Here is an 18,451-nt window from a genome sequence, read left to right as displayed (position 1 = left end):
CTAGACTATGAAAGTCGCAATTTTCGCGGGAGGGTTCGGAACGCGCTTAAGTGAAGAAACAGCCATTCGCCCCAAGCCCATGGTGGAAGTGGGTGGTCGGCCGATCCTTTGGCATATCATGAAGATGTACGCCCATCATGGCTTAAAGGAGTTTATCGTCCTGGGTGGCTATAAGGTGGAGTACATCCGTGACTATTTCCTCAATTATCGCGGCAATCGAACCGATTACACCATCGATCTGAAGACAGGTAACGTCGACTGGCTTCAGAGCGTTAATGATGATTGGAAAATCACTGTGCTGGATACAGGCGCCGATGCCATGACCGGAGGGCGTCTCAAGAAGGCAATGTCCCTCCTGGCAGATGAGCCTTTCTGTTTGACCTATGGCGATGGGTTGAGTGATCTGAATATCAATGCCTTGATCGACTCACATCTGGCCTCGAAAAATTGGTGCACCCTGACGGCAGTAACGCAGCCGGGCCGCTACGGTGCCCTGCGTTTGAAAGAGGGCAACAGCCAGGTAGAGGGCTTTCGTGAAAAGGGCGAAATAGATGGAGGGCTGATCAATGGCGGCTTCTTCGTCTGTAATCCAGAAGTGTTCGAGACGATCGACGATAGCCAGACCGTATGGGAAAACGAGCCCATGAACCGGATGATCGAGCTGGGGAAATTGGGCTACTTCCATCATAACGGGTACTGGCAAAGCATGGATACGCTGAGAGACAGAATGGTACTCGAGACCGCCTGGGCAGAAGGCGCCCCCTGGAAGCTCTGGAAGGAATGAACCATCAATGATTATTGTTGATACGGCGCTTGCCCAACGAGAGGCGCAGGGTAATCCCATTCGAGTGGGGATGGTCGGGGCGGGGTTCCAAGCGGGCGGTATCGGTCTGCAGATTATGACCGCTACGCCCGGGATGCGCCTTTGTGCGATTGCCAATCGTCATTTGGATGCAGCGATCAAAGTCTTCCAGCAAACCGGGATTGAGCCAGTCGCCTGCGAGACTCAGCAGGAACTTGAAGCGGCGATTGCGGCTGGGCGACCGGCAGTCATCGAGGATGCCGTGGCACTGGCACGCGCAGAGGGATTGGATGCAATTATTGAAGTCACTGGCTCGTTGGAGTTCGCGGCGCATGCCGTCCTGGCGGCGCTGGAAAGTGGTAAAGACGTCATTCAAATGAACGCGGAACTCGACGGCACGATCGGCCCCATCTTGAAAGTGAAAGCCGATGCGGCAGGGGTTGTCTACAGCTTTGCTGATGGCGACCAGCCTGGTGTACAGATGAATCTCTATCGGTTCGTCGCCGGGCTAGGCATTAAGCCGGTACTGTGTGGCAACATTAAAGGCTTGCATGACCCATATCGCAATCCGGCTACCCAGGAGAGCTTTGCTAAACGCTGGGGGCAAAAGCCGGCAATGGTGGCCTCTTTTGCTGATGGCACCAAGATATCGTTCGAACAGGCGATCGTCGCCAACGGCACCGGTATGCAAGTGGCGCAACGCGGTATGTTGGGCCCTGATTTCTCCGGTGGCGTAGCCGGTGGCCCTTTACTGCCCATCGAACAGGCGGTGTCGGCATTTGAGCCCTACTTGAACCCAGAGGAACCGGGTTTGGTTGATTATGTTGTTGGAGCGCAGCCAGGGCCGGGCGTATTTGTGCTCGGGACGATTGATAGCCCCCGCCAGCGCCACTATCTCGAACTCTACAAGTTGGGCGAGGGGCCATATTACTGCTTCACAACGCCCTACCACCTTTGCCATTTCGAAGTGCCCACGTCCGTTGCCCGTGCCGTGCTTTTCCGTGATCCAGTGTTATCCCCCTTAGAGGGCCCGAGGGTGGGCGTTATCGCCATAGCCAAAAAAGCGTTGCGAGAGGGGGGAACAATAGAAGAACTCGGCGGTTTTGAAGTCTATGGTGTGGCGGAAAACATTGAGGTAATACGCAGGGAACGGCTGTTGCCTATCGGGCTAGCGCTGGGCTGTCAGGTGGTGGGCCATGTGGAAAAGGATGCGGCGCTGACCTTTGATGATGTGCGTATACCGCCAGGGCGGCTGATCGACCGTCTTTATGCCGAACAGGAAGCCATGTTTGCCCTGGAATTGACGTCTGGTGTCGCTGCTACTTTCACGGAGTAAGACATGCATTTTCATCAAACGAACCTCAAGGATGCCCGCCTGATAGAACTTGAACCACATGGTGATGAGCGCGGTTTTTTTGCCCGTACCATGTGCCATGCGGAGTTTGAGCACCATGGCCTGCTGAGTGATTTTGTGCAGCAGAATACCTCCTTTTCTGCTCAGCGAGGCACCTTAAGGGGGTTGCATTATCAGCGGCAGCCCCATGCCGAAGCTAAACTGGTGCGCTGCATTCGAGGCGCGATTGTCGATATTATCGTGGATATCCGTAAAAACTCGGAAACCTACTTGCACCATCAGTTATTTGAATTAACCGATGCAAACCGGCACCAGCTGTATGTACCGCCAGGCTTTGCGCACTCCTTTCAGACGCTGACCGACGATGTTGAAGTCAGCTATCTGGTCTCGGCTGCCTATCATCCCGAGGCTGAAAGTGGTTTGCGCTATAACGATGAACGTCTCGCGATTGAGTGGCCGATTCCACCCACGGTGGTGTCTGAAAAAGACGCTAGCTGGCCCTTAATCAGTGAGCGAAACGAAGTGCTTTTTTGACCACTTGCCAATAGCTAGTAGCGAATCCAGATATCAAACACACTAAAAAAGGGGCAGCGTGATTGCTGCCCCTTTAGGTAATATCTAGCTAGTGATGACCCATCAATCAGTGGGCTTTGCCACCAGCGAGCGGGTCTCTTCACGCGCTTCGGTGAGCACTACGCGTAACGGATCACCAAGCTTGTAACGCTCTTCGCCCTCGATCTGGATACGGCCCTCTTTATCGTCAATGACCACTTTGCTACGGTCACTGTGCATCAAGGGCGCGGGTACAAACGCCGTTGCGCCGTTTTCCACCAGACGAACGCGCATGCCGCCACGGTTGATGGCCATGATTTCGGCCTCAAACGTATCCTGGTTCTGCGCAGCGGGCGTTAGGTAACGCACGTAGAGCCAGTCTTTCACGTCGCGCTCGGCCATACGGTTCAAGCGGCGGCGTTCCGTCAACTGCTCGGTGAGCTGCTGGGTCGCTTCGGCGGGGGCCTGTTCGCCTTTCAACACGCGTTTGATCAGGCGGTGGTTGACCATATCGCCATACTTACGAATTGGCGACGTCCAGGTAGCGTAGGCGGCTAGGCCCAGGCCAAAGTGAGGGCCGGGCTGGGCCGACATGCTGGTAAAACCCTGGAAGCGCCGCAGGCGCGCATCCAGCCAGGCGTCATCGCGGCTTTCCAGCGCACGCTTAAGCTCGGTGTAGCGGGCAAGCTCGGTGAGCGCTTCGCGCTCAACCACGATCTCCTGACCTGCCAGGAACTCCTGGGCGGCTTCGGCTTTTTCCGGCTCGAAAGCACGGTGCACGTTAAAGATACCGTGGCCGATATGCTGGGCCAGGAAGTCCGCGCAGCAGGCGTTGGCCACAATCATCGACTCTTCGATCATGCGGTTGGCAATGCGGCGCTCTTCGGTGCGCACCGCCAATACGTTACCGGCGGGATCGAGATCAAACACGTAGTCGGGGCGGTCTTTAAACACCAGCGCGTGTTCATTGCGCCAAGCGGTACGCGCTTCGGTCAAATCACGCAGCGCAGTAAGCTGTTCGGCGATCTCATCCGCGGGTGCCCAGTCGCCTTGACCTTCGATCCAGTCGGAGACGTTGTCGTAAACGAGCTTGGCGTGAGATTTAACGTTCGCCGCAAAAAAGCGGTAATCGCCCATGCTGCCGTCAGCATTAATATCCAGCGTACAGGCCAGCGCGGGGCGCTCCTTGCCTTCCCACAACGAGCAGAGATCATCTGCTAGCTGCTCTGGCAGCATAGTGACGTTTTGGCCGGGCAGGTAAACGGTAAAGGCGCGAGTGCGGGCTTCTAAATCAGCCGCATGGCCCTCTTCCACATAAGCGGTGGGGTCGGCAATCGCTACGCTCAACCGCCAGCCGCCTTCCGCACGGGTAGCCACGTGCAGCGCATCATCCATATCGCGGGTCTTCTCACCATCAATGGTGAAGAAGGGCGTGGACGTTAAATCTTCGCGAGTCAGGCCTTCATCGATCAGCGGCCAGTCGGTGCCCGCATCGGGGCACTCTTGCTCCAACGCATGGCGTGCAAGTGTGACGCGCCACGGCACCGCTGGGTCGTCGCTTTTGGCGACCAGCTCATCAATCTGGGCAAAGAAAGCGCGGTCATCGGCTTTTAGCGGATGGCGTACCAAGCGGGCAACGACCCAGTCGCCGTCAGCAATGGTGTCCTCATCAAGGCTGTTCTTAATCCGTGCCTTGATCACATTTTTAATCGACGGATGGTCGGGTACGACGGACAGGCGGCCTTCGCGCTTCTGCACGCGGGCGACAAACCGATCAAGACCCGCTTCAATCAGCTTTTCCGGCTCAATGGACTTTTTGTCACCGTTCTCGTGAATCACGCCTTCCACGCGATCACCGTGGATCACCTGCTTCATGGCGGGCGGCGGCACGAAATAGGATTCACCGTCGTCGGTTTCGAGAAACCCGAAACCTTTGTCAGTAGCTTTGATCACCCCTTCAGCGCGGGGGGTGGTTTGACGAATCTGTTGCTTGAGCTGGGCAAGCATGGCGTTGTTCTGAAGCATGAGCTCAATCAGTTGGCGAGAGTTAGGGTGCCACTATACGGATTCCCGCAGGCTGCGCCAATTGTCGCTATGCGATGTTGGCCCTGATGTTGGCTTTGGTAATGGCGAGTCAAAGGCTTACATGCGCTCAAGGGAATCGGTTAAGCTGAATATTCATACTCACGGAGCGCGCTATGACACCTCGCTTAATTGTTTCTGACCTGGATGGAACCCTATTAGGAAGCGACCACACCCTGCACGAGAGCACCATCGAGGTGCTAAGAGCATTGGTGAAGCAAGGTCATCATGTCGCGCTCGCCTCGGGTCGCCACTACCACGATATGAAGGTCTTTCGTGATCAGTTGGACATTCCTGCGCACTTGATCAGCACCAACGGCGCCTATGTTCATGACCCCGAAGATACTCTGCTGGCGGCTAATCACCTTGAGCCTGAACATGCAAAGACGCTGATCAATCTGCCGCGCCCGCCTCAAGTACGGCTTAACCTTTATCGCGAAAGCGGCTGGCATATTGATTCAGAGGCCCCGCACTTATTATCACTTCACGCTTCTACCGGTTTTGGCTATGAAGTTGTGCCGCCCGCGCAAATGGACACTAACGGTGTAGGCAAAGTGCTCTATCTAGGCGACCCAAATGCGCTAAAACAGCTAGAAGCCCAGGCGCAAGACGCCCACGGCGACGGGTTTCATATCACCTACTCCACGATTGATTCTCTGGAAATCATGGCCGGTGGGGTCAACAAAGGCGTGGCGCTGTCATCACTGCTGGAACGGTTAGGATTAACGCCCGCCGATTGCCTAGCGTTTGGCGATAATCTTAACGACACCGAAATGCTCGATTTAGCCGGGGAGGCCCAGGTAATGGGCAATGCTCACCCGGCACTATTTGACCGTGTCACCGGGGCTGAGCGTATCGGTCACCATGGCGAAGCCGCCGTTGCCCAATGGCTGAAAAAGCGCTTTGGGCTGTAGGGTTACGTATTAATTAGTGGCTCTTAATTTCGTCACTTGCAGCGACTTGGGGCTGAGGTCAATCTGAAGCAGCTCAACAGCTTGGCCTAAAATTTGGCGAGCTGCCTGTTTGGGCAGAACAGCGGCTGGAGCAAGCAACGCCTGCGCAGTTGGATGAGTGGTCTGGAGCGATCTTGACCGCCAACTCCCTTGATGAGCTGTTCAAAAACTGACGTTACGCTTTATTTATTCGCTGGTGGTTTCAGCCAATCAAACAATTTCATTATAAAGCTACGTTCAGTGGGTTTTTCATCGTTCTTGCCAATAAAAGCCTCAAGCAGACTTTGATTAAGCTGTTGAGGGAGAGCTTTGGCGTCGGCCATGAGCGCTTCGCGTGAAATATCTTCCTCAGCGCTAGAATTGCTTCGCATTTACTATTATCTCTTTTCAACTAACCGTTGAGTTAGCAAAGCGTTTACCAAGGTTGGCGAAGTCGTCACTTGACATCAGTATGTCAAAAATATCTTCAGGTGCCCCTTTGCCTTCGGCGCGGTGGGTTATAAAGTTGAAGTCCATCTCGATCAGGTGCTCAAGGCGTGGGGCATAGAAGTCGGGATATTGTGCCTGCATGATAGGGGGCAGCTCGTTGTAATTACCCAGCACTTCTTTGAAGAATTCTGTCATCTTGCCGGTTTGTTCATACTCCAATTTACCTCGAGCTATAACCGCTAATCTCCTTGCTGTTTCCTGGTCATACTCTTCTTTCCAGGCGGCTTTTCGCTCATTAGCCGTAAACGTGCCGCTATCATCATAAATAATCAGTGCAAGCTGATCTTGCGACAGGCCGCTAAAGGGGTTGCTGCCCCTTCCGCTGACAAAGGAGGTGGCTTGTTTTGCTCTATCTAATAGCTCGGGATCATCGGTGTTAGGTACTTCAGCGTCATATTTTGCACGGTGAAGATGAAAGTCCCGAGTTATTGGCTGGAGCAGTGCATCGGCTTTTTGCCCTAACGCTTTACGATCCAGGCTGGCATCACGCTCTTCGGCACGCAGGGCACTATCGCTTAACTGCTGAGCCAAAGTGGAAAGTTGGCTTGATGGCTTCGATGAACCAGAGGACGATGTCGTGCTTTCGCCTTTTTCGGTTCCTGTTGTTAATACGCCCTGAGTGCGGCTACCCGATGTAGATTGAGAGGTTACCGGAGTGGATGGCCCGATACCGATTGTCATTGCAATACCTCCTTGTGGCTTTGCTTAATCGCTATCAATATGTGGCCGATGATAGTGACGAAAGCGCTGGTTATTGCTCTATATCTACATTATTAATCGGCTAAGCAAACAAAAGCATTAAGTAAATATTGTATTTTTTTGTTAGCATTCTTATTAATACACAGAAATAGCGTAGCCACAGGTGATTTCATCATTAGTCGAAGGGGGCTTGAGGTGCACAGTTTCCTCGACCATCATCAAGGCCCAATAACGACAATAGCGTAGGGCTGAACCCGCTGAGATGACGACAACCCCTGCTACTTTGATTGTGGTCGACGATGACCCAGAGATTTGTGAACTGCTCGCGGACTACCTGGGGCGCCATGGCTATCGGGTATTCACAGCGGACGGTGCCCAAGCGCTGCATTCGTTGCGTGCAGAACACGCCCCCGACTTGCTGATTGTCGATTTAATGCTCCCCGGTGACGACGGCTTTACCATCTGCCGTGACGTCCGAAAGCACAGCGATGTGCCGATAATCATGCTTACCGCCAGTGCCGATGAGACCGACCGCATTCTTGGTCTGGAGCTGGGTGCTGATGACTACTTGGGCAAGCCGTTTAATCCCCGCGAATTGCTGGCGCGCGTCAAAGCGGTATTGCGACGCACCCGCAGTGCTCCACCAGAGTTGCCTGCGGGGCAGGCGCGCTGGGTCAGTTTTGGTAATTGGCAACTCGACCGCATGACCCGCGAGTTGATTGACCTGCAGGGCGAGCGCGCCGCGCTTTCAGGGGCTGATTTTCAGCTATTGCAGGTGTTTTTAGAGCATCCGGCGAAGGTGCTCACTCGGGATGATCTATACGCGCTTACCCGTGGGCGGGACGCGCCGCCGCTTGATCGCTCCATTGATGTCCACGTTTGCCGCCTGCGCCAACGGCTGGGTGAAGATGCCCAGCACTCGCAGTTGATTCGAACGGTGCGCGGGGCAGGCTATGTGTTAACCGCCCAAGTAGATGCATTAACGTGAGACGCGTGGAGTGGGCAACCATTCGTCGACGCTTATCCCGACGAGCTGCCCGCTGGCTGCCGGCGTCGCTGCGCGGGCGCTTCGTGATCATCATGATCGCCGGAGTGCTTGTCGCCCAAGGGGCCAGCTACGCCATCTGGACTTCCCAGGTGCGCTCCAGCCACTTGGCACAGCTTGATGAGCTGTCCACCAATATGGCGTTTAGCATCGCCTCCACCATGAAGTTTTTCCGCTCACTGCCCGTTGATTACCGCCATATTGTGCTCGATCAGCTGCGTAATATGGGTGGCACGCGCTTTTTTGTTAGCGTCAACGAACGCAGGCTGGCCATCGACGATATCGGCTCCGGGCCGGAAAAACAGGTGGTGGTGAACAATGTGCGCTCGGTGCTCACCCAGCAGCTCAATATCGACGACGTGATTGTCGAGTTCTCCCGCCCGGAAAACCTGCGTGTGCTCAATAACGAAGTACTGCTTTACGACCTACCGCCCCGCTGGGGGCAGCACAGCCTGCTGATGGAGCCACTCTCGCCGCCGATTTTAGTGGTCCAACTGGAGCTTGCCCCAGGCACCTGGCTCTATGTTGCCACGCTGCTGGGCGTACCCGATATTTTCAGCGGTTATCGCTGGCTTTCTGAAGAGCGTTTGCTGGTCGGGTTACTGGTGCTGCTGAGTGTGCTGGCGCTTTCTCTATTGGGTATTACCAGCGTGACCCGGCCACTGGCGCGGCTTTCACGGGCAGCGAATCAGTTGGGCGATGATTTGGATATGCCGCCACTACGGGAGAGTGGCCCCAAAGAAGTGGCCGCCACCGCCGCGGCGTTCAATCGTATGCAGCGGCGTATTCGTGAGCAGATTGAGGAGCGCGAACGGCTGTTTTCAGCGATTTCCCATGATTTAAAGACCCCCTTAACCCGCATGCGCCTGCGCGCTGAGATGCTCGATGACGACTATCAGCGCGAGCGTTTTTGCGCCTCATTGGATGAGCTGGATAGCTTGGTTAAAGGTGCCTTGGCCTCGGTAAAAGGCTTAGACCTGCATGAGGAACCCGCGCCCGTTGATCTAACGCACCTGCTCGAAGAGCTGGCCGAAGAGCTTAGCCTTCAGGGTGGTAAGGTCACTATCGAGATTAAAAGTGGTTCTCTTATCGCGCCGCTGATTGTCAAACCGGTAGCGCTTAAACGCTGCCTGGCAAACCTGCTTGAGAACGCGGTGTTCTATGGCAAGCAGGCCGATGTGCAGCTAATAGATCACGGTAACGCGGTCACCATGCGTATTCGTGACCACGGCCCAGGTATACCTGAAGAGCAATTGGGGCGGGTGTTTTCGCCCTTTGTGCGCCTGGAGCCCTCACGCAGTCGACACACGGGTGGTAGCGGCCTCGGGCTGGGCATTGCCCGGCATATTGCCCGTGCCCATGGCGGCGATATCACGCTCGCCAACCATGCTGATGGTGGGCTGGTGGTGACTCTCTCGCTACCCCGCCAGGAAACTATTACAGGTTTGTAATAAAACCCCAACACTATGCAGTACTCGGTAACTCCCGTTGACGCTTGCCTTGGCGTAACCTCTTGGATGTCGAACGTCCGAGAGGACAATAACAATATAAGGAGTTACTCCATGTCGACGCTTAAGAAGACGACCCTCGCGCTTGCTCTGGCAGGTGCCACGCTAGCCACCACCGCTCAAGCGAATGAAGTTGAAGTGCTGCACTGGTGGACTTCCGGTGGTGAAGCTCGCGCTGCCAACGTGCTTAAAGAGTTAATGGAAGCTGAAGGCTACGGTTGGCAGGACTTTGCAGTGGCAGGCGGCGGCGGTGAAACCGCCATGACGGTGCTTAAATCTCGTGCCATGTCGGGCAACCCACCCTCTGCAGCTCAAATCAAAGGCCCCGAAATTCAGGAGTGGGGTGAGCTTGGCTTGCTCGGTGACCTGAACGGCGTTGCCGATGCGGAAGGTTGGGATGAACTGCTGCCGGAAGTCGTGGCCGATATCATGCGTCACGACGGCAAATACGTGGCGGTACCCGTCAACGTGCACCGGGTAAACTGGCTGTGGGCCAACCCCGAAGTGCTCGAAGCGGCAGGGGTAGAGATGCCCACCACGCTGGATGAACTATTCGAGGCAGGTGAGGCTATCCGAGAAGCGGGCTTCGTACCGCTGGCTCATGGCGGCCAATCCTGGCAGGACGCTACGGTCTTCGAAAGCGTACTGTTAGGTGGTCAGGGTAGCGAGTTTTATCAGCAGGCATTGGTAGAACTAGACCCTGAAGCCCTGGGCGGCGAACAAATGATCGATGCCCTTGAGGACTTCAAGCGTACCCGCGAGCTGATGGATGAAGGCATGCCCGGGCGTGACTGGAATGTTGCCACGGCAATGGTGATTGAAGGAGTGGCTGGGTTTCAGCTGATGGGCGATTGGGCCAAAGGGGAGTTCACTGCGGCCGGACTGACCGCCGGGGAAGATTACCTCTGTGCCGCAGCGCCGGGCACCGAAGATGCGTTCACCTTCAATATCGATAGTCTGGCCATGTTCCGGGTCAGCGACGACGAGGAGCGCGAAGCGCAGCAAGCGTTAGCCCGCCTGGTGCTTGAGCCTACTTTCCAGGAAGCGTTTAACCTTGCCAAAGGCTCGATTCCTGCGCGGCCTGATCTGGACATGAGCGAATTCGATAGCTGTGCCCAGCAGTCGTTGGCTGATTTCCAGCGCACCGCTGAAGAGGGTGGCCTAGTGCCCAGTATGGCTCACGGTATGGCCGTACGTGCGGATATACAGGGTGCCATTTTTGATGTGGTTACCAACTACTTCAACGACGCCGATATGCCTGCTGAAGAAGCGGCAGAACGTATGGTGAGCGCTGCCGAAGCGGCCTCTTTCTAGGCTTTTCTAGCGTTAGCGTTCTTCAGGCGCCGCTGCAACGGCGGCGCCTTCGTTGCTTGGCAAGGATACTTCTCCATGAGAGATTCCCTCCCCATGAAAAATACCTCTGCGACGCCTTTAGGGGCTGGCGCTAAGCGGTCGACGCCATCCGGCGGTTTGCAGGCGTGGCTGCCTCGCCTGGTGCTGGCACCGTCGGTGGCAATTTCGCTGTTCTTTGTTTACGGCTTCATGCTGTGGACGTTCGTACTCTCGCTAACCAGCTCGCGCATGCTGCCCAGCTATGACTTTGTCGGCTTTGGTCAGTACGCACGCCTGATGGCCAATGAGCGCTGGTGGGTCGCCTCGACCAACCTGATGATTTTTGGCGTGCTGTTCGTGGTGATTTGCCTGGCGATTGGCTCGCTGCTGGCGATACTGCTTGATCAGAAAATTCGCCAAGAGGGCGCGCTGCGTACGATCTATCTTTACCCCATGGCGCTGTCATTTATTGTTACCGGGGTAGTGTGGAAGTGGCTACTCAACCCGCAGCTGGGCATTCAAGCGATGGTTCAAGGCTGGGGCTTTGAGTCGTTTCGCTTTGACTGGATTGTCGATCCTGATATGGCGATTTATACCCTGGTGATTGCCGCCGTATGGCAGGCGTCAGGCTTTGTGATGGCGCTGTTTTTAGCTGGCTTACGGGGTATCGATGACAGCATTATCAAAGCGGCGCAACTAGATGGCGCTAGCCTGCCGCGCATTTATTGGCGCGTAGTGATGCCCTGCCTGCGCCCAGTCGTGTTTAGCGCGGTGATGATTTTGGCCCATATTGCCATTAAGAGCTTTGACCTGGTCGTTGCGCTCACCGGCGGTGGGCCTGGCTATGCCACCGATTTACCCGCCACCTTTATGTACGCCCACGCCTTTACCCGGGCGCAGATAGGTTTGGGCTCTGCCAGCGCCATGCTGATGTTGGGCGGCGTGTTGGCGATTTTGATTCCTTATCTCTACTCCGAATTAAGGAGCCGCAAGCATGGCTAATGTGATTCGTCGTCAGACGCCCGCTGCGCGGCTGGGCCGTGGCCTGCTCTATGGCGTGCTGATACTCGCCGCGCTGTTCTATATTCTACCGCTGGTGGTCATGCTGATGACCTCGGTGAAGCCGCTGAGCGAAATCAGTGCCGGGTCGCTGCTCTCGTTTCCGCAAAATCCCACTTTCGCGCCGTGGACAAAAGCCTGGGGTGAAGCCTGTACCGGCATGCGCTGCGATGGCGTTGGCGGCTACTTCTGGAACTCCTTTGCGATTGTGATTCCAGCGGTGCTGATCTCAACCACTATCGGAGCCCTTAACGGCTATGCGCTGACCAAATGGCGCTTCAAAGGCTCTGAATTAGTCTTCGCGCTAATGCTGTTTGGCTGTTTTATTCCTTTCCAGGTGGTGCTGTTGCCCATGGCGCAAACCCTCGGCTGGCTGGGGATCTCCAGCTCCCGCGCCGGGTTGATTCTGGTTCACGTGGTCTTTGGCATCGCTTTCACCACGCTGTTTTTCCGCAACTTCTACGTGGGTATCCCCAACGAGCTGGTATCGGCGGCGAAGTTGGATGGCGCGGGCTTTTTCCGCATCTTCTGGCGCATTCTACTACCGGTTTCGGCTCCGATTATTGTCGTCTCAGTGATTTGGCAGTTCACCCAAATCTGGAACGACTTCCTGTTTGGCGTGGCGTTTTCAGCCCACAACACCCAGCCCGTTACCGTGGCGCTAAACAACCTAGTGAATACCTCCACCGGCGTTCGCGAGTACAACGTGGATATGGCGGCGGCGATGATTGCCGCGCTGCCCACTCTGGTGGTGTACGTGCTGGCGGGAAAATACTTCGTACGCGGGCTGACAGCCGGTTCCGTTAAAGGCTAATAACAACTAGGTGAGTGGCAACCATTTCTAGAAGGTCAGAAGCAGCCCGTAGCGGGGGTCTTTCGCCAGGGATGGCGAAAGTAGCGCCCAGGGATGGGTTCACAGCGCCCCCGCGGAGGGCTGCTTCTGGCCAACCCAGATGAATGGAGTTTGTCAGTCGCTTTAGAATAGGATTTTCATTATGGCAGCGTTAGAAATCCACAACGTGCGTAAAGAGTTTGGCAGCGAGCGGGTGCTCAAAGACGTTAGTATCTCCATCGATTCCGGCGAGTTTTTGATTCTGGTTGGGCCGTCAGGCTGCGGTAAGTCCACGCTGATGAACGCCATTGCCGGGCTTGAGCCAGTGACGTCCGGCAATATTTATATCGATGGTGAAGACGTAACCTGGCGCACCCCCGCGGATCGGGATATCGCCATGGTATTTCAGTCCTACGCGCTTTACCCCAGCATGACTGTACGCCAGAACATCAGCTTCGGGCTGGAGATGCGCAAGGTGCCCAAAGCCGAGCGGGAAGCCGCGGTGGAGCGGGTAGCCGATCTACTGCAAATTACCCACCTGCTGGAACGCAAGCCTGCACAGCTCTCCGGCGGGCAGCGTCAGCGTGTAGCCATGGGACGTGCGTTGGCTCGGGAGCCAAAGGTGTACCTGTTTGACGAACCGCTCTCTAATCTGGATGCCAAACTGCGCGTGGATATGCGCACCGAGATCAAAAAGCTCCACCAGCGCCTGGGCACCACCATTGTTTACGTCACCCACGACCAGGTCGAAGCCATGACCCTGGCCGACTGCATTGCGGTGATGCGCGACGGCCATATTCTGCAGCTCGGCTCGCCGGATGAGGTCTACAACAACCCGGTGGATATGTTTGTGGCTGGCTTTATGGGCTCGCCGTCGATGAACTTCATTCGCGCCACACTGGAGGACGATAACGGTGGGTATCAACTGAGGATTGCCACGCCAGGTGAGGATGAGCTGGTGCTACCCTGGCCGGAGGAGCGCATCGCACCAGATATGGCCGAGCGGTTGAATCAGCCGGTGATTCTTGGCCTGCGTCCGGAGCACTTCAGCGAAGAGGATGAGCGGTTAACGTCCCAAGCCGAAGGAACGCTGCTGAGCGCCAGTGTGGCGGTGGTAGAACCTACCGGGGCGGATATCTTGCTGCGTTTACCCCTGGGCGAACAGGAAGTTACCGCCCGTGTTGGGCCTAAATGCGCAGTGGTTGCAGGGGAGCGCTTATCGCTACGTGTTGATATGGGCAGAGCGATTCTATTTGATGCCGAGACCGAGCAGCGTATTGCGTAAGCGGTTTGACTTGAACCTGTTGTGAAATAGTAGGCCCCCTGCTGGTTTCAGCAGGGGGCCTCTTTTGTAGTTACCTAAAGGTTTCAACTGCAGGTATTACTTACGAATAAGCCGTAGCTCGCCATTGAGCGCCTTGATGATCGAGTAGCACATCAGCAGCATCACAATCGAGAACGGAATAGCGGTGGCGGTAACACCGGCCTGAAGGGCGGTCAGACCACCACCGATAAGCAGCACAATCGCGATGAGGCCCTCGACGACTGCCCAGAACATACGCTGTGGCCGCGGAGCATCGATTTTACCACCGGCGGTGATGGTATCGATGACCAGGGAGCCGGAATCCGAGGAGGTGACAAAGAAGATCAGCGCCAGGACGATACCCAGGGTCGACATCAGGCCCGTCAACGGTAGTTCGTTCAGCATGCCGAACAGCGAAAGCTCGGGTCTGTAGTTGTCGATTACATACTCTTTAACCAGGCTGCCCACCGGGTCAGCATAGAGCTGTTCAAGGGCGGTTGAGCCAAAGACGCCCATCCAGATAAAGATAAACAGACTGGGAACCAGCAACACGCAGAGTATAAACTCACGCACCGTGCGGCCCCGGGATACCCGAGCGATAAACATCCCCACAAAAGGTGCCCAGCTAATCCACCAAGCCCAGTAGAAAATCGTCCAGGACTGGCGGTAGGCATCATCCTCACGACCAAAGGGCGCGGACAGAGGAATAAAGTCCGTGACATAGGTGGTAAGTCCCGACCAGAAACCCGCCATGGCCAGCAGAGTAGGGCCAGCGAAAAGCACAAAAAAGAAGAACAGAACGGCCAGGATCATGTTGATCTCTGAGAGCTTCTTCAAGCCGCCCTCAAGACCGCGCCAAACCGACACCAGCGCCACCGCCGTCACCAGAATGATGACGATGACCTGGGTCAAGGTGCTTACTTCCAGGCCGAAGACAAAGTTCATCCCCGCATTAGCCTGCTGTGCCCCAAGCCCAAGGGACGTTGCCAGCCCGAAGAGGGTGGAAAACACCGCCAGGATATCGATCACATGGCCCCACCAGCCCCAGACGCGCTCACCGAGAATGGGAAAAAACGCCGAGCGAATCGAGAACGGCAAGCCTTTGTTATAGGTAAACAGACCCAGCGCCAGCGCCATGACTATATACACCGCCCAGCCATGGATACCCCAATGGAGATAGGTACCCGCCAGGCCCATGGCGCTGGCGTTATCAACAGCGGCTGGATTCAGCGCCCCATCGGCGCCGAAGGGGGATGCGATGCCCAGAGGCAGCGAGACATTGGCGTGATAAACCGGTTCTAGTACGCCGAAGAACAGCAGGCCGATGCCGATTCCCGCGGTGAACAGCATGGCGAACCAGGAGAGATAGCTGTGATCCGGTCGCGCATCGGCCCCGCCCAGCCTGACTGAGCCATAAGGCAGAACCACCAGCGCTAAGCAGAACAGAATAAAGAAGTCGACCAGAATCATGAAATACCAGTCCAACGTTCCCGTCGAGAAGGCAACAATGGACTGAAAAGTGCTCCCCGCTCGCTCTGGAAACAGCAGGGTGAGGACGATGAAGATAGCGGAAGCAAGCGCGGATACCACAAAAACGCGGTTGTGGATGTCGAAACCGATGGGGCCAAGCTGCCCCTTGATATTGTCCTGGCCGACGACATAGTCGGTCTGCATGTCGCTCGTTACCGAAGGCGACTCAGGATCATTGGGATGGTTCATACACTACGTCTCCTCAGTGGAAGATGCCATGTCAAACCCCCATCATGAGGATAAACAGCGTTGAATCCCATTTTGTGGCCGAAAAGGAGGGGTGCCGCCGTTTAACCCTTTAGCGATTCTGCGGCACCTTTTCTTTATCGAGCCGTTTGATTTGCCGCCACAGGTCTTGGCGTAGATCGGCGATTTTGGGCTGCTCATCGGCAGTGAAGGGCACCGGACGACAGAGCCGCTGGGCGCGTAACCCAAGGCGCGCGCTAAGCAGCCCGGTGGCGAGGCCTTGACCCGCACGGGCGGAAAGGCGGCTGGCTAAATCCAGCGAGAGCATATCCATACTGGCGTCGGTGGCCAGTTCGCTGGCACCGGCAAAAGCCATGTTGTGCAGCACGTTACGAAACAGCCGCAGGCGGCTGGCGTAGCCCAGCTCAAGCCCATAAAGGCGGCAGAGTCGATCCACCATCGCCAGGCTGCGCCAAGCCACCAGCGCCATATCCACCAGCGTTAGGGGGCTGATGGCGACCATGATGGCGGTTTCGCCGGACATACGCGTAATCAGGCGCTGGGCCTCGCGATCACGCGGCGCTAGCAGGTGGTAACGCAACAGCGTCTGGATCTCCTCACCACTATGGTGGGGTTGGCTGGCGCGCTGAAAGGCTAGCCAGTGCGGGTCATCGTCGGCGAGCTTAAGTTGGCGCCTCAACTGCTCGGCCATCGCCCGGGCCTGCTTGGGCGAGCGTAGCGGCAGCTCGGCCAGATCGCCGCGCAGTTTGTCGTGGCGCTTGAGACGGCGCAAACGGCCCACCTCTTTGAGCAGGGAGAAGCCGCCCAAGCCAATCAGGCTGACCCCGAACAGCTGCCAGGCCATGGCTAGCCACTGCGACTGAGCCATCGCATCAGGAATGCCGGTGACCAGTTCTGCCGTGCCTAGCCCGGCACCACCCACCAGGGCAAATAGCAGCCCCCAGCGGCGTTTACGCGGCGCACCTAAACTGGCGGCAGGCAGCGCTTTATCTTCTGGCAAGGGCGCCAATGGATGATGCTCGCTGGCGCCAGCAAAGGCTTCGCGCTGACGTAGGACTGTATCTGCATCAGCGGCCTTTTCAGGCTGGTCATCCAGCGTGAAGTGGCGGCGTGGCTGTGGGGTGGTCATGTCAGTTTATCTCCAATCAGCCAGTCGATGGCGGCGTCCATGCGGATATGATCCAACGCTTCTGAGCTGGTTGGCATCGGGCGAAAGGCGGGGAAGTCGAAGCCCTGCTGCTGCCAGAAATTGGCAGCGGGCAGCCGGGCGGGCACATCGCCGGGGTAAACCAGCACCTCTTCGCCCTCTAGTGTGGTGCCTCGCAGTGCAGGTGAACGCTTACCCTCATGGGTTACCTCACGGGCTTCAGTGGCACGAATGGCCGCCAGCGAGAGCGCTTTAACCGGCACGTTGGCAAAGCGAAGGTCTTTGAGAGGCTCTGCCAGCAGGGCCTCCAACAGCTGTACCAAGTGGCCGTGTTGATCGGGAGTGACGTGATCGGCTTTGGTGGCGGCAATCGCCAGGCGGTCAATTCTAGGTGCGAAGAGGCGCGTAAGTAGGCTGCGTTGGCCATAATCGAAGCTGTGCATTAACTGGCGTAGCGCGCTGGAAAGGTCTTCAAAGCGTTCTGGCCCGGCATTGAGCGCGCCCAGCACGTCCACCAGTACAATCTGGCGGTCAAAGCGGCGGAAGTGATCGCGATAAAAGGGCTTGACCACTTGCTGCTGGTAGTAGCGAAAGCGCGCCGCCAGGGTAGCGTAAAGGCTATTGGCAGGCAGTGCCTCCAGCGTTTCTCTAGAGGTGTTGAGTTGAGAGGCGTCGAGCTGCGGTAGCGGAAAAAACTGCAGCACCGGCGCACCTTCCAGTTCGCCGGGCAGTAAAAAACGCCCTGGCTGCAGGTCGGAAAAACCGGCCTTTTTGGCGCGGCGAAGGCCTTGAGCGTACTCCTCGGCAAGAGCAGCAAGCTGGGCTTCATCCGCTTCGCCAGCGGGGTCGAGCTGTTCTACTGCGGCAAGCCATTCGCTAAACAGGCTGCGGCGCTGTTCGCCCTCGTGTAACGCCTGGGCCTGGCTCCAGCTATAAAAGTCGTGCTGCAGCAGCGGCAAATCGAGCAGCCACTCGCCGGGGTAGTCGAATAGATCCAGGGTAAGGTGGGCGATTTCAGGGGTTAGCCAGCCGCTGCGGGCAGGGCGGTAGCGCAGCTGTAAGCGTAACTCGCTGATGCCGCGGGTGGGCTCCGGCCAGCGCGGCGGCGTATCGCGTAGTGCAGCCATGCCGGGGTCGTAGGGAAACCGTGGCACGCCTAAGTCGGGCTGGTTAAGCCGCTGGGCACCCAGCAAGCGGCCTTCCCGGGCAGCGGGTAGCAAATCGAGCTGCGCCTCAACGCCCGCATGACGCAGTTGATTGACCAACGACGTCAAAAACGCGGTTTTCCCCGCTTGGGAAAGGCCGGTGACCGCCAAGCGCAGCTGGCGATCTCGCCCACGCTCTAATAAATTGCTCAGTTCGCGACTTAACGGCTGGCGCATCCTTTCGATCCCTTTGTAGGAGCCTGTCTGACTTAACACTGATCTACTGCGAATCCCGGTATTTTGGCCAACTTTATTCGATCGATTTCGTTAAATAGCACGCTATTCGCCTCAATCGATCGATAAATTTGGCTCAAAATCCGCGCTTCTCGCGACGATCGGCCAAGCCAGGCAG

At 56.6% G+C, this 18,451-nt stretch carries 16 protein-coding genes; 10 read left to right on the top strand and 6 right to left on the bottom strand.

Annotated elements, in window-relative coordinates:
- Positions 1 to 7: 7 nt before the first annotated feature.
- The 3 genes from rfbF to rfbC are packed head-to-tail and all read left to right on the top strand — an operon-like array spanning position 8 to position 2,690.
- Complete coding sequence (gene rfbF / locus HALA3H3_RS00685; protein WP_009287302.1) at positions 8 to 784, top strand: glucose-1-phosphate cytidylyltransferase; 777 nt, start codon at positions 8 to 10, stop codon at positions 782 to 784.
- A gap of 7 nt (positions 785 to 791) precedes the next feature.
- On the top strand, positions 792 to 2,138 hold the full coding sequence (locus tag HALA3H3_RS00680) for an NAD(P)H-dependent oxidoreductase (RefSeq protein WP_022520458.1): 1,347 nt from the start codon (positions 792 to 794) through the stop codon (positions 2,136 to 2,138).
- A 3-nt stretch (positions 2,139 to 2,141) separates the two neighbouring features.
- Complete coding sequence (rfbC, locus tag HALA3H3_RS00675) at positions 2,142 to 2,690, top strand: dTDP-4-dehydrorhamnose 3,5-epimerase (protein WP_022520457.1); 549 nt, start codon at positions 2,142 to 2,144, stop codon at positions 2,688 to 2,690.
- Positions 2,691 to 2,792: 102 nt separating this feature from the next.
- On the opposite strand, the gene HALA3H3_RS00670 is transcribed toward rfbC, so the two are convergent.
- Positions 2,793 to 4,733 (bottom strand): exoribonuclease II, encoded by a 1,941-nt coding sequence (locus HALA3H3_RS00670; protein ID WP_022520456.1) that lies wholly within the window; start codon positions 4,731 to 4,733, stop codon positions 2,793 to 2,795.
- A gap of 173 nt (positions 4,734 to 4,906) precedes the next feature.
- On the opposite strand from HALA3H3_RS00670, the gene HALA3H3_RS00665 reads away from it, so the two are divergent.
- Positions 4,907 to 5,704: a Cof-type HAD-IIB family hydrolase gene (locus tag HALA3H3_RS00665; protein WP_022520455.1), complete on the top strand. Its 798-nt coding sequence runs from the start codon at positions 4,907 to 4,909 to the stop codon at positions 5,702 to 5,704.
- Positions 5,705 to 5,925: 221 nt separating this feature from the next.
- Here HALA3H3_RS00665 and HALA3H3_RS26870 read toward each other — a convergent pair whose 3' ends face one another.
- Positions 5,926 to 6,066, bottom strand: coding sequence for a hypothetical protein (locus tag HALA3H3_RS26870; protein WP_158414233.1), 141 nt, complete (start codon positions 6,064 to 6,066; stop codon positions 5,926 to 5,928).
- 64 nt (positions 6,067 to 6,130) lie between these two features.
- A complete protein-coding gene (locus HALA3H3_RS00655; RefSeq protein WP_022520453.1) occupies positions 6,131 to 6,913 on the bottom strand; it encodes a hypothetical protein in 783 nt (260 codons plus the stop codon).
- Between the two features lie 280 nt (positions 6,914 to 7,193).
- Between HALA3H3_RS00655 and HALA3H3_RS00650 the strand changes: the two genes are divergently transcribed.
- The 6 genes from HALA3H3_RS00650 to HALA3H3_RS00625 all read left to right on the top strand — a co-directional run bounded on the left by HALA3H3_RS00650 (position 7,194) and on the right by HALA3H3_RS00625 (position 13,992).
- Positions 7,194 to 7,919 carry a response regulator gene (locus tag HALA3H3_RS00650; RefSeq protein WP_009287305.1) on the top strand — a complete coding sequence of 242 codons (726 nt, stop codon included), beginning with the start codon at positions 7,194 to 7,196 and terminating at the stop codon, positions 7,917 to 7,919.
- Positions 7,916 to 9,427: an ATP-binding protein gene (locus HALA3H3_RS00645; protein WP_022520452.1), complete on the top strand. Its 1,512-nt coding sequence runs from the start codon at positions 7,916 to 7,918 to the stop codon at positions 9,425 to 9,427. The genes HALA3H3_RS00650 and HALA3H3_RS00645 overlap by 4 nt, the downstream gene beginning before the upstream one ends.
- 111 nt (positions 9,428 to 9,538) lie before the next feature.
- Entirely contained in the window at positions 9,539 to 10,798 is a 1,260-nt protein-coding gene (locus HALA3H3_RS00640; protein ID WP_022520451.1) for an ABC transporter substrate-binding protein, read from the top strand.
- A 93-nt stretch (positions 10,799 to 10,891) separates the two neighbouring features.
- The gene (locus tag HALA3H3_RS00635) at positions 10,892 to 11,818 is read left to right on the top strand and encodes a carbohydrate ABC transporter permease (RefSeq protein WP_041157867.1); all 927 of its coding nucleotides are present in this window, start codon (positions 10,892 to 10,894) and stop codon (positions 11,816 to 11,818) included.
- Entirely contained in the window at positions 11,811 to 12,689 is an 879-nt protein-coding gene (locus tag HALA3H3_RS00630; RefSeq protein ID WP_009287309.1) for a carbohydrate ABC transporter permease, read from the top strand. Before HALA3H3_RS00635 ends, HALA3H3_RS00630 begins: the two co-directional genes overlap by 8 nt.
- A 181-nt stretch (positions 12,690 to 12,870) precedes the next feature.
- A complete protein-coding gene (locus tag HALA3H3_RS00625) occupies positions 12,871 to 13,992 on the top strand; it encodes an ABC transporter ATP-binding protein (RefSeq protein ID WP_022520449.1) in 1,122 nt (373 codons plus the stop codon).
- Positions 13,993 to 14,088: 96 nt separating this feature from the next.
- Here the strand turns inward: HALA3H3_RS00625 and HALA3H3_RS00620 are convergent, their stop codons facing one another.
- From HALA3H3_RS00620 to HALA3H3_RS00610, 3 genes are all read right to left on the bottom strand, one after another.
- Complete coding sequence (locus tag HALA3H3_RS00620) at positions 14,089 to 15,729, bottom strand: BCCT family transporter (protein ID WP_022520448.1); 1,641 nt, start codon at positions 15,727 to 15,729, stop codon at positions 14,089 to 14,091.
- Positions 15,730 to 15,838: 109 nt separating this feature from the next.
- Positions 15,839 to 16,876 (bottom strand): YcjF family protein, encoded by a 1,038-nt coding sequence (locus HALA3H3_RS00615; RefSeq protein ID WP_022520447.1) that lies wholly within the window; start codon positions 16,874 to 16,876, stop codon positions 15,839 to 15,841.
- On the bottom strand, positions 16,873 to 18,276 hold the full coding sequence (locus tag HALA3H3_RS00610) for a YcjX family GTP-binding protein (RefSeq protein ID WP_022520446.1): 1,404 nt from the start codon (positions 18,274 to 18,276) through the stop codon (positions 16,873 to 16,875). The genes HALA3H3_RS00615 and HALA3H3_RS00610 overlap by 4 nt, the downstream gene beginning before the upstream one ends.
- Between the last annotated feature and the right edge of the window lie 175 nt (positions 18,277 to 18,451).

The sequence above is a fragment of the Halomonas sp. A3H3 genome, assembly GCF_000982975.1.
Lineage (GTDB): Bacteria > Pseudomonadota > Gammaproteobacteria > Pseudomonadales > Halomonadaceae > Vreelandella > Vreelandella titanicae.
This window is presented reverse-complemented; position numbering and strand designations above follow the sequence as displayed.

Bases quoted from the DNA above. Each gene is read 5' to 3' on its own strand.
- HALA3H3_RS00665 (WP_022520455.1), top strand. From the start codon at position 4,907: ATGACACCTCGCTTAATTGTTTCTGACCTGGATGGAACCCTATTAGGA.
- HALA3H3_RS00650 (WP_009287305.1), top strand. From the start codon at position 7,194: ATGACGACAACCCCTGCTACTTTGATTGTGGTCGACGATGACCCAGAG.
- HALA3H3_RS00620 (WP_022520448.1), bottom strand. From the start codon at position 15,729: ATGAACCATCCCAATGATCCTGAGTCGCCTTCGGTAACGAGCGACATG.
- rfbC (WP_022520457.1), top strand. From the start codon at position 2,142: ATGCATTTTCATCAAACGAACCTCAAGGATGCCCGCCTGATAGAACTT.
- rfbF (WP_009287302.1), top strand. From the start codon at position 8: ATGAAAGTCGCAATTTTCGCGGGAGGGTTCGGAACGCGCTTAAGTGAA.
- HALA3H3_RS00610 (WP_022520446.1), bottom strand. From the start codon at position 18,276: ATGCGCCAGCCGTTAAGTCGCGAACTGAGCAATTTATTAGAGCGTGGG.
- HALA3H3_RS00670 (WP_022520456.1), bottom strand. From the start codon at position 4,733: ATGCTTCAGAACAACGCCATGCTTGCCCAGCTCAAGCAACAGATTCGT.
- HALA3H3_RS00630 (WP_009287309.1), top strand. From the start codon at position 11,811: ATGGCTAATGTGATTCGTCGTCAGACGCCCGCTGCGCGGCTGGGCCGT.
- HALA3H3_RS00655 (WP_022520453.1), bottom strand. From the start codon at position 6,913: ATGACAATCGGTATCGGGCCATCCACTCCGGTAACCTCTCAATCTACA.
- HALA3H3_RS00615 (WP_022520447.1), bottom strand. From the start codon at position 16,876: ATGACCACCCCACAGCCACGCCGCCACTTCACGCTGGATGACCAGCCT.
- HALA3H3_RS26870 (WP_158414233.1), bottom strand. From the start codon at position 6,066: ATGGCCGACGCCAAAGCTCTCCCTCAACAGCTTAATCAAAGTCTGCTT.
- HALA3H3_RS00635 (WP_041157867.1), top strand. From the start codon at position 10,892: ATGAAAAATACCTCTGCGACGCCTTTAGGGGCTGGCGCTAAGCGGTCG.
- HALA3H3_RS00625 (WP_022520449.1), top strand. From the start codon at position 12,871: ATGGCAGCGTTAGAAATCCACAACGTGCGTAAAGAGTTTGGCAGCGAG.
- HALA3H3_RS00640 (WP_022520451.1), top strand. From the start codon at position 9,539: ATGTCGACGCTTAAGAAGACGACCCTCGCGCTTGCTCTGGCAGGTGCC.
- HALA3H3_RS00680 (WP_022520458.1), top strand. From the start codon at position 792: ATGATTATTGTTGATACGGCGCTTGCCCAACGAGAGGCGCAGGGTAAT.